Source organism: Marinobacter sp. bablab_jr008, assembly GCF_016464145.1.
Taxonomy (GTDB): Bacteria; Pseudomonadota; Gammaproteobacteria; order Pseudomonadales; family Oleiphilaceae; genus Marinobacter; species Marinobacter nauticus.
Genome location: NZ_JACDWW010000026.1, coordinates 1 through 2,086, shown reverse-complemented (window position 1 = coordinate 2,086; position 2,086 = coordinate 1). Strand labels below are relative to the sequence as shown.

At 58.9% G+C, this 2,086-nt stretch carries 1 protein-coding gene; it reads left to right on the top strand.

Annotated elements, in window-relative coordinates; all coding sequences use genetic code 11:
• Positions 1-731: 731 nt before the first annotated feature.
• Positions 732-2,009, top strand: a complete 1,278-nt coding sequence (ltrA, locus tag JIF53_RS01790; protein WP_199451715.1) for a group II intron reverse transcriptase/maturase — start codon at positions 732-734, stop codon at positions 2,007-2,009.
• Positions 2,010-2,086: the final 77 nt, after the last annotated feature.

Here is a 2,086-nt window from a genome sequence, read left to right as displayed (position 1 = left end):
GTTTGCCCGGCGAAGCTGGCAAACCCGGCCATCTGAAAGAAGATGGCGTCACCCCGACTGAGGGGAAGACAATCCGACTGGCAAGGGCGTCACTGGCCAACGGTGGGGTCTGAAGGAAGCCATAGGAAGTTAACGGTACACAACGCAAGTGAACCTGCTTCGGCAGTTCAGGTGGGTCAGCGTGCGAAATAACGCGAAGCCCGATACTCAGTCAGACCTGGGCTGTGCTTGAGGGTGGCATCGTTAACAGGGAGCCGGTGCAGTAACCGGGGAAGCCTGACACCGAATCCGGCGAAGCCGGAGGCTGTGGCGCAAGGTGAAAGCCGAGGTCTCAGTCGGTGCGAGGTGGCAGATGAAGCCGTAGTAGTGAGGAAGTTCTGGCCTGAGAAGCCTGGTAACAGCGTGGAGGATAAAACCGGAATGACCGCTGGCGGAGGTTCAGCGGACCGGTCGGGGTCAAAAGCTCTGATCGGATGCGAAGGGCGGAAGTCATTAACGAGAGTGACGGACGACGAGCGAACAGGTGGACGCTGCGTTCACAAGCTGCCCGACGGGGCAGGGACGTGCACTGGGGTACTGTGGGAACGCAGTGGCTCTGGTGTTCTCCGAACAAGGGAGTAGAGCGATACCGTGGCGGCAGATTGCCAGAGCGCTAGTACCCGGACGGATCGTTTGAAGCACACCGGCAGCCAAGCCAATCCCCGAAGCCGTCACCACAGAGATGAGCAGGCATGAGGAAATACTACAGTCTGTACTGGCAATTGCTGTCAAAGCAGCGCCTGTATGAAGCTTTCAGACACATCAAACGCAACAAGGGCGCGGCCGGAATCGATGGGCAGAGCCTGAGTGCGTTTGAGGCGAATCTGGAGGTGGAGTTGTCGTGCCTGTTGCTCGAGCTGAAGGAAAAGCGCTATCGGGCGCAACCAGTCAGACGCGTAGCCATCGCCAAGGATGACGGCGGTGAGCGTCTGCTGGGCATTCCGACGGTTCGGGACCGGGTTGTGCAGCAGGCGTTGCGCAGCATCATAGAGCCGATCTTCGACCCGGACTTTCACCCGTCGAGCTACGGGTATCGTCCGGGACGCAGTGGTCACCACGCCATTGGCAAGGCGGAGTTGTTTATCCGCCGGTACCGGCGTGACTGGGTTGTGGACATGGACCTGTCGAAATGCTTCGACACGTTGAACCATGACCTGATCATCCGCCAGTTCCGTCAACGGATCACGGACGGCAGTGTTCTGTCACTGCTGCGCCAGTTCCTGGAAAGCGGCGTGATGGTGGGGTACCACCTTGAAGAAACGGAACTGGGAAGCCCGCAGGGCGGAGTGATCAGCCCGCTGATTGCGAACGTCTATCTGGACGCCTTCGACCAGTTCATGAAAGCCCGGGGTCACCGGATCGTCCGCTACGCGGACGACATCCTGATCCTGTGCGGCTCACGAGCGGGCGCGGAGAATGCGTTACGGGTGGCCCAAAGCTATCTGGAAGAAGAGCTGAAGCTGACGGTTAACGCCACCAAGACCCACATCGCCCATAGCGATGAGGGTGCGAAGTTCCTGGGTGTGGTGATCCACACGAACTACACCCGTATCCAGGACAAGAAGGTGGTGAAACTCAAGCAGAAGCTGAAAGCGCTGACAAAGCGAAACCGGGGTGAGGGGCTTGCGGTGATTATCCGCGAGCTGAATCCTGTGTTGCGTGGTTTTGTCAGCTACTTCCGGGTGGCGAACTGCGCGAGGGTACTGAAGCAGGTGATGAGGTGGTTAAGGCGGCGCCTGCGCTGCATCCAGCTCAAGCAGTGGAAGAAGCCGGGCCGGTTGCATCGGAGGCTGAAACAGCTGGGCTATCGCCCGCCGTTTAAGTTCATCAAGATGCAAAGCTGGCGTAATGCGGCTTCACCGCTGGCAAGCCTGGCCTTACCCAACGCCTACCTGCACAATGAGCTGAGGTTGATGGATCTGACCCAAGTACGAACCGGCATCCCTGTCCCCGAGTTCAGGGCAAGTTAATGGCATGAGCCGTATACGTGGTCCGTATGTACGGTTCTGTGAGAGGGATGAGGCGGTAACGCCTCACCCTACTCGCT

Coding starts and splice junctions, on each gene's coding strand:
- ltrA (WP_199451715.1), top strand. CDS start 732: ATGAGGAAATACTACAGTCTGTACTGGCAATTGCTGTCAAAGCAGCGC.